Here is a 7,913-nt window from a genome sequence, read left to right on the forward strand (position 1 = left end):
CTTCCCACGTACAAAAAACAAATAAAAACTAAAGGCGCATGCTACTAATCATCATGCACCTTCGGAAAGCAAGGGGGGGGTAAAAGCCATTAAGGTACGTAATGCCACGCACTTAAAGGGCGCACAAGGCTAAATCTAAGCTCAGATTTTCTTGGTTCTTATGACATCCCTCCCTTTGTCCTATGTGTAGTCTGTATAGCCAAATCCTCAAAACAATCCGCTAACTTTTTGTAACAAAAAAACTGCTCACAATTCCTTGACCTCCAAACTATCTATATCCCTGACTACTAAGGCGGATTTTTACCTAGCAAGCTTTTTGGGGTAGCAAGCCTATGCCTATGATCATTGTAATGATGCAAACCTTTTGCAAACAGTGTTTTAAGAGGGTAAAGTGTTATGTTGATAGCAGAAAGCCTGTAAAGAGAAAATGGCTATGGTATGTAAGAATAGTGCTGTTTTTTATAAGGAGCTGTCTTATTATAAAATTAAGTAGGGTAGGGGAAGAACGTATAGGTATGTAATTTACGCGCATAAAGGCTTTGTAGGGACTAAATCTAAGCTCAGATTCTCTTGGTTCTTATGACATCCCTCCCTTTGTCCTATTGTAGCCTGTATAGCCAAATCCTCAAAACAATCCGCTAACTTTTTGTAACAAAAAACTGCTCACAATTCCTTGACCTCCAAACTATCTATACCACTAAATACTAAGGTGGATTTTACCTAGCAAGCTTTTGGGGTAGCGAGCCTATGCTGATATCTGTGGGGGCAGTGCTTTACGGCTCAGATAGAGAAATAACAGCTTTTTACACTATCCTAACATACATAAAGCAACCTTAAGAGAAAAAACTCTAAAAGTTATATATCCCTATCTTTGGCGCAATGTACTATCGGGATATCTCACATCATCTCTTGGACATCTTCTCTAGCCCCATTTACCGTTTCTAGGGTGACATGTTCTTTAAAGAATTGATGATTTTTGCGATCTTTTTTAGAAACGAGCGTAATGAGAGAGAAAGTCTGCCGTGAGAAAAAGAAGGAGCAGCTTTTTGCTTTTGCAGCCATTGGTCCTGATGTTTGAACGGAAGCTGGCAGTGGCAAGGGGAAAGCCATAGAGTACGTGATCACTAAATTTTATCCCGTTATAGGAATATCGGGTTTTATAAGCTATAGAGAAGGCTATACCGAGGGGAGGGGGGCTCTTAAGTCTTAAAGAGAAGATTGGATAATCTGCAGAGCACAAAATTATATGTCTACTAGAAAAAATAAGAGCGTTCTTGTATCTCATATGCTTCTTATTCCACACCGTCCAAAGCTAGTATCTCTAGCCTTAGTACAACGAGCTACAAATCGGATGATTTCTTACCCTACCTTAAATATACTTTTGTGCAAATTACTTTAAAGGTCGTGTTTTATTTTATTCGAAATGCTTTTATGGAAAGGCTTATTGCGCTAAGAGCAAGGAAAAAAAACGTATAAGGTTCCTGTGATAATGAAGAACTTATCGATGAAGTTTATAATCTTATCTTATTTAATTTCTACTAAATCACCATCAAGCACTATAGGATATTCAGTCGTTTGAAAAAAGGATTTTATTTTTTCAGAGCTTGAGGAGCGAATAAATTGAGATTTCTGCATAAAGCAAACATGGAAAAATTGTGATTTATTGATAATGTCTTTTATCAGATAAGAGGATGAGAGGGATGATAAAAGGACATTTCTTTCAATATCGTAACGTGAATCAATAAACAATAAAACGCCAACACCGTTCTCAAATTGATTGACTATAATGAGTTGAATAGTCTTTCGCCGAAAGATTGCAACCTTGAAGATTTAAGACATTTGTAAAATCGTGTACAGAAATTGAAGTTCCCATAATATTATAAAAAGTTGGTGTTCTTCCTTTCAGGTGTAAGGTATGGCCATGATAGCCACAATCGCATGATTGATCATATGCAATATGAACCAATATCACCTGTGGCGTGCTCAAGTAATGGTGCATCTTCAGGATAAAAAACAGAGACAATTAATTCATCATTTTCAGGATTTGAATTGACTTGAATGTGATCATAAAGATGATAAATGTCACCATCAATCTTGGAACACTGGAATCCTATTGGACCAGTTTCTTGGGTGGTAAAGCTAAGAGGTTTAATATCTAATTCAAGGATTATGTCTTTTATTTTCGACACAGATTCAGCTTGAAAGGCTTCTCTAAGATAGAATAGGTTTTTTAGAGTTTTTAATTTTTGCTTCCGAGATATTGTAATAAGTTTATCCGCAAAACTTGGCAAGCATATGATGGTATCGATAGAAAATTCTTCGATAGCTGAACTCAAAGTCTCAAGATCAACCATAGAGGCAAATGGATAATATGTTACTTTGAGTAGTCTACAAATTTCATGGGAAAATAAAAATCCCCCCATAATCCTTTAAGCTATGAGACAATTGGCAACGGCGTTTACAGAGCAATCTTTAAAGACCGTTTCGAGCTTCTTTGCCGCAGATTGTATTACAAACCCATAATTGAGTGATTTATGGCGAATTATTTTGAGTGCTCTTGTTGTGCTACGGGTTTTCAAAAATGATATGTGACATGGAAGCTGCTTATTTTTTCGTTTGCATGAGGCAAAGGCAAGAAGCAAAGGCGGAGGCACCAACAATCATGCAAAAGGTGAAAGCGATATGATTGTTGAAATAGCTGATGATCCATCCACTTGTCCATGAGCCGGCAGCTTGGCCAATATTTGAAATAACAAGAATATAACTAAAAAGAACACTGGCAGAGAGGGGTGTAGTTGTTTTCCCTGCTTGATAGTATATCTCTGGAATCATGACAGATTCATAGACACTGTAGGCAATTAACGCAGTCACAGCGGTAAAGACGCCACCCATGAGGAAAAAAGCAGCGAAACTTCCCATAAGCCATAATAGGTAGAAAGTTGATTTATCAGAAAGGCTGAGATGTTTATTGATTATTCCTTGCCAGATACAAATACTGATGCCAACAATTGAAAAGAAAATTCCACTATAAGGGGCGAGATTTCTGTCAAATTTACTGAGAAGTGTTGTGGTGGTGATGAAAATTCCCATGAGGTATGCACAAAGCAAAGCCGTGACCAGCAAATAAACAATAGAACGATTATGTATTATTGTTTTTAAAGAAGAAAGAAGAGCTTTTTTTGTTTTTTTATTCTTTTCAAGAGATAATGTTTTATGTGGGTAATGATAAACAATTTGAATGGATAGAACACAAAGATACAAACCAATGAGTGCAAAAAAAGCCATTAAGAAGGTTGATGCGTTGTATTTTATGGCACTCGTTGCAACAAGAGGGGCGATAACGACAGCAGCATTTTGAAAAAAAGAATAGAGAGTTAATGCGCGTTTAAGAGTATTTTCATTGAGATGTTCTGATAAAATTTCTCTCAAAAATGGCTTTGAAACTGCTTTCGAAAAAGCCATTAAGGTAAAAAAGATCAACCATGCAGAAGGTGTGAGCGATAGGATAATGCACACAAAAGCGCTACTCCTTAAAATAAAGGCGGTAGCCATTAAGAGTTTACGCGAAAATCTTTCTAATAAACCTGTTGTGGTTACCATGAGAATGCTTTCAAGGATTACCGATCCAGCGAGATAAAAAGCAACATTGGCGGCAGTTATGAGAGAAGAGTTTCCAAGCAGAGGGAGTACAAAGAAAAAGGAAAATTCAGAAAGAAAAACTGTGCTATAGATGAAAAAAGGAATTTTATTTTTGCCCATGGAATTTCCATAGAAGTGTTGTTAAATGATCAAAGACATTTTGTTGTATCTTTTGAGGAAGTTTTGCCAGCCCTATTTCTACTATGCACATTTCGTTGAAATAGTATCTTTCTTTGATTCACTAGCCAGTCCAATGCAAGAATATTGTTTTTTCTACGATGTTTTTAGAAATATCGAGCATGATTTGAATTGAGCAACAACACTGTGCCCTGATGTTCGCGCAACAATCGTAAGATCATTGAGACCTTGATCCTATATCTTCTCCTGATGGTTTTGATTATTCCCAATCCTTTTTGATAACCAATTGGCATCCCGCATTCTTGCTTTTCCATTTTATCCTTTATGAAGAGGATGTACTATCCCCCATAGATTGTCAACATATGAATGAGATGAATAATTTTGTAACCTTTTAATGAAATTATATTTTTTTCGTGGAAGGTTATTCATTCTCTTGAAATAGAGAAGAAAAACGATAGAGTTAGCTAATCATTTTTCAAATCTCTTTTAGCGCATGCGTTGATATTTTCCTCCATGGCGTTGTAAAAAACCTCTCTCAACAAGAGTGCGTCGTAATCGGGCAAAGTCTATCGTAAAGAGGTTGCATATCTTGGAAACTTCCGTTTCGCTATAGATTTTTCCCATTTGAAAGGCTTCACCAATTTTTGATAGCATCTCTTCTGTTTCTAAATGGCGGTCGCTTAAATTTTCCTTCTCCCGTTCATGTTTATTTTCTAGCATTTTCCACACTGTCTCTTCGGCTTGAAATCCTTCTGTTGTGTTGTGAATAAGTCCAAGATTCAAAAGGCGATTGATGGATTTGTGAATGTTTTTGGCATCTGAATCGACATGTTTGAGGATATCAGTAAGATTTTTTGCACCAAGGATAATGGCGGCATAAACAGTACGCAGTGTCGGTGAGGTCATGGCAGAGATCAGCGAATTGCGTGTGCTGCGTTTGTGAAGTGCTTCTTTTCCCATGGGCAAAATATCATTGCGAATGGGCAGTTCATTGATTTCTATGAGTTCTGCTTGGAGCGATTGTGCGCGTACAATTTGTTCGGCTGGGGTGCGTTTGCGAATAATCCCCAGACCACCTTGGCGATATTTGTGGTTTTCGGGGAGTGTTAAAGCTTCATAGGAGCCGTCAAGCCGGTAGAGAATTTCTTCCCAGATGGGAGTTCTAACACGTCGAACCCGTTGTTCGCTATTGTGAGCAATTGTTGTGGTCATGGTTGGTTCATGCAGACAAAGATAACCACCCGCGGTGATGTGTTCCCAAACTGTGGTAACAAATCGCACATCATCTGCGGGCGTTCCAGCATCAAGCCAAACAAAATCTATTGGTCCCCAAGATTTGAGGGTGCTTTCATCAAGAGAGAAAAAATTCTCATGGATAAATGTTACCATGTCTTTTTCAATGCCGTCTTGAAGCAGTTTTTGCCATGCTTCTTCTGCTGATTGGCTTTCTGCTGAAAAATCATCAATGGTGATAAGCCGAGGTTCGTAATTCTCAAGGATTCCTGAAGGGTCAAGCAAAGCTGTGCGCTCTTCCCAGGTGGAGGATTCTAAAAGTTTTTTATCTTGTTGCCATGTTTGTTTTGCTTTTTGCAGTGCTTTAGCAATCAAGCGCGTACTATCACCAGCACCGATTTCAATGACTGTGCGCGGTCTTGCCATTTGAATAAGCGCATAAATGAGCTGTGCACTATTTTCTGTTCCCATGCCAGGTCTTATCAGCTGCATCTTTTTATCCTTATAATTTTATCAATCGTAGCATTCCTGCTTTTACAAGAAACTTTATTGAATCCTCTAGCGGATATTGAAGATGCATTGGTGTGGCGGCTTGCTGCAAGAGATGTTTTGTTTTTTCATGAAGCCGGATTGTACGCCCATTGAGTTGATTAATGGCAAGACTGCCAAGAGAAGAATCTATGATAATACATGTTGGCTCTCGTAAAAGAGCGGTTGCATCATTTTCTGAAAATGCTTTTTGATCTGTTTCGATGAGACCGTGTTGTAAAAGTGAGATCAAAAGACTTCCAGAGGCAAGAAGAGTACCATTGAATTGTATTTCCCTCAGTGATTGGACAAGGCAGCCTTCACGAAGTGCTTCAAATGTGGGAAAGTCGAATCCGCCAAATGCCGCTCCTTTTGTAGAAACAATAGTGATGGGTTGTATTTGCCGTTTGCCAATGAGTGCTGGTTTGTTTTTTATTATTTGTACATCTTTTGCCCATTGAACGCGTGATAAAGGATTGAGTTCATGTGGGTAGACAGCGAAAGAATTGATGGCTATGGGTGGTGTTGGTTTTTGCAATTCAAGTGTGTGGGAGCTCTCATGACAATCATGTCGCATATAGTCTGCCAGTTGCCACACATAACCACCTGTTCCATGGTAAAAATTTAAGCTTATAGGATCTTGTTGCATGATGTTAAACTGTTTTCTTCTGCTTTAAAATATCAAGTTTTGGCGATGGTTATTTGCTCCTCCACACGAGAATGGTTCATCAAAATCACATTGCTTGGTATGGGGTTATAGGGGAGATACAACGATTTCATCGGGAGGTGATTGTTATGCCATTTTTGGGCATGGTTTTTTTCGAGAGAATAGATGGCAAAGTTTGCTAGGCATTATCCCCTTCCTTTTTTTGTATAGTGCGGTTTATGATAAAGCCTAATATGCCTGTGATCATTGTGGCGATGCCAATGATAAACAGTGTGCTTTGGGTGTGATGCACTTTTACAAAACCGGCTCCTAGAAAGCCAAGGCACACCGCTGTTTGTATGATAAAGATATAGGCAGGCATTTGGTTGTTTCGGTGTTCTTTCTGAATGGCTTTCATCATAAAACTTGCCATCAGAGCATTTTGCACGCCGTTAGCACCCCCAAGGATGAAAAATGACAGCATCATTAACCATACAATATGTGTTAAGGAAAAGCAGAAAATTGCAAAGCCGATGATTGCAGCGGCAAGTGATGCTCCAGCGGCATTACCAAAGCGATGAAAAAGGCTGGAGAAACAGAGTGGACCAACCACGAGGCCAAGACTTAACATGCTTGTGATTACCCCATAGGTTTCTGCACTGAAGTACAGCTCAGTGCGGATGCGGACAATCGATAAGACGTTGAGAGCAGAGGTGAGGATGATGGTAATGATGAGGGGAGAAAGAGCATAGACAACATTTTTTTTACGCAAAAGACCCGTTAAATCTAGCCCTTTTTTGGCTTGCTGCGTTGTGTTTGTCGTTTGTGTATGAATTTTAAAACTTTTAAAACAGAAGAGAGTGATAAAGGTAGCACAAAGAACCATGATGGATAGTGCAAAGAGCCCTTTTTGCCCATTTGATATTCCATACAATACCCCCCCTAGCAGTGGTCCGGCAATATAGCCAAGATTACGAACTGTTTGGATAACGCGGTTTAGTCGATCTAATTGGTGGTCATTTTTTGCGAAGTCAGGTACAGCAACAAGGATAGCAGACCAAAAGAGTGAACCAGCACACCCTAGTGCAAAAGAAAGGGCAATATAAAGCCAAAATTGGTTGGCGATTGCGGCTGCGGCTATGAAAAGTGCTTCAAACAATAAAACAATGGGTACTGTTCGCGCTGGTTGGAAGTGATGCAAGAGGCGTGGTGCAATTGGTCCGGCACAAATTGCCCCGACAAGCCCTGCAAACAGCAGCATTGAAATAGATGCTGTGCTTTCTGCTAAGTGGAGAGCAAATGTAACTTGTGCTGTTTCATCGGCAAAGCTGCTAAAGCCCAAAACAAGGAAAAGCCCCATTTGGGTAAAAATCATGGATTTTTTCTTTGTCACAATGCTCCTCCCCAAGAGGTTATAAGGTACAATTTTCTTCTACGTGTTTATGGTATATCCCATGCTTTGTATAGTTTTTCTTGATGATCAGTTGAGAAAGGAAGTTTTCAGAGCTCTTTTCTAAAACAAGCACAATGCCTATTGGCAGCAATGACCAGCTCCTTATGTTTTTTGAAAGGGGAGTATTAAGGATGATGGGCTGGTGAAGTTGTCTGATATGAGAGACAATGATACAAAAAGACAATCAGAAGAATTTACAAAAAAAGCTGCACTATGCGTGCAGCTTTTTATGTATTTGCTTTAAAGGTAGACGTTTTAAAGCATGAAAGTGTCCTT

The 7,913-nt window shown here is 39.1% G+C and carries 6 protein-coding genes; all 6 read right to left on the reverse strand.

The genetic code is table 11. From position 1 onward, the window contains the following. Nucleotides 1–897 precede the first annotated feature (897 nt). On the reverse strand, nt 898–1,098 hold the full coding sequence (locus tag ACFIJL_RS08230; RefSeq protein ID WP_375624154.1) for a hypothetical protein: 201 nt from the start codon (nt 1,096–1,098) through the stop codon (nt 898–900). An 848-nt stretch (nt 1,099–1,946) separates the two neighbouring features. Then, a complete protein-coding gene (locus ACFIJL_RS08235; RefSeq protein ID WP_375624156.1) occupies nt 1,947–2,423 on the reverse strand; it encodes a hypothetical protein in 477 nt (158 codons plus the stop codon). A gap of 181 nt (nt 2,424–2,604) precedes the next feature. Next, nucleotides 2,605–3,759, reverse strand: coding sequence for an MFS transporter (locus ACFIJL_RS08240; protein ID WP_375624158.1), 1,155 nt, complete (start codon nt 3,757–3,759; stop codon nt 2,605–2,607). Nucleotides 3,760–4,263: 504 nt separating this feature from the next. Then, complete coding sequence (locus ACFIJL_RS08245; protein ID WP_375624160.1) at nt 4,264–5,502, reverse strand: DUF2087 domain-containing protein; 1,239 nt, start codon at nt 5,500–5,502, stop codon at nt 4,264–4,266. Between the two features lie 10 nt (nt 5,503–5,512). Further along, nucleotides 5,513–6,187: a hypothetical protein gene (locus tag ACFIJL_RS08250; protein ID WP_375624162.1), complete on the reverse strand. Its 675-nt coding sequence runs from the start codon at nt 6,185–6,187 to the stop codon at nt 5,513–5,515. Nucleotides 6,188–6,383: 196 nt separating this feature from the next. After that, nucleotides 6,384–7,577, reverse strand: a complete 1,194-nt coding sequence (locus ACFIJL_RS08255) for an MFS transporter (RefSeq protein WP_375624164.1) — start codon at nt 7,575–7,577, stop codon at nt 6,384–6,386. Nucleotides 7,578–7,913: the final 336 nt, after the last annotated feature.

Origin of the sequence: Bartonella sp. TT119HLJHH (assembly GCF_042193385.1) — a bacterium.
GTDB lineage: Bacteria > Pseudomonadota > Alphaproteobacteria > Rhizobiales > Rhizobiaceae > Bartonella.

Coding starts and splice junctions, on each gene's coding strand:
- ACFIJL_RS08235 (WP_375624156.1), bottom strand. CDS start 2,423: ATGGGGGGATTTTTATTTTCCCATGAAATTTGTAGACTACTCAAAGTA.
- ACFIJL_RS08240 (WP_375624158.1), bottom strand. CDS start 3,759: ATGGGCAAAAATAAAATTCCTTTTTTCATCTATAGCACAGTTTTTCTT.
- ACFIJL_RS08245 (WP_375624160.1), bottom strand. CDS start 5,502: ATGCAGCTGATAAGACCTGGCATGGGAACAGAAAATAGTGCACAGCTC.
- ACFIJL_RS08250 (WP_375624162.1), bottom strand. CDS start 6,187: ATGCAACAAGATCCTATAAGCTTAAATTTTTACCATGGAACAGGTGGT.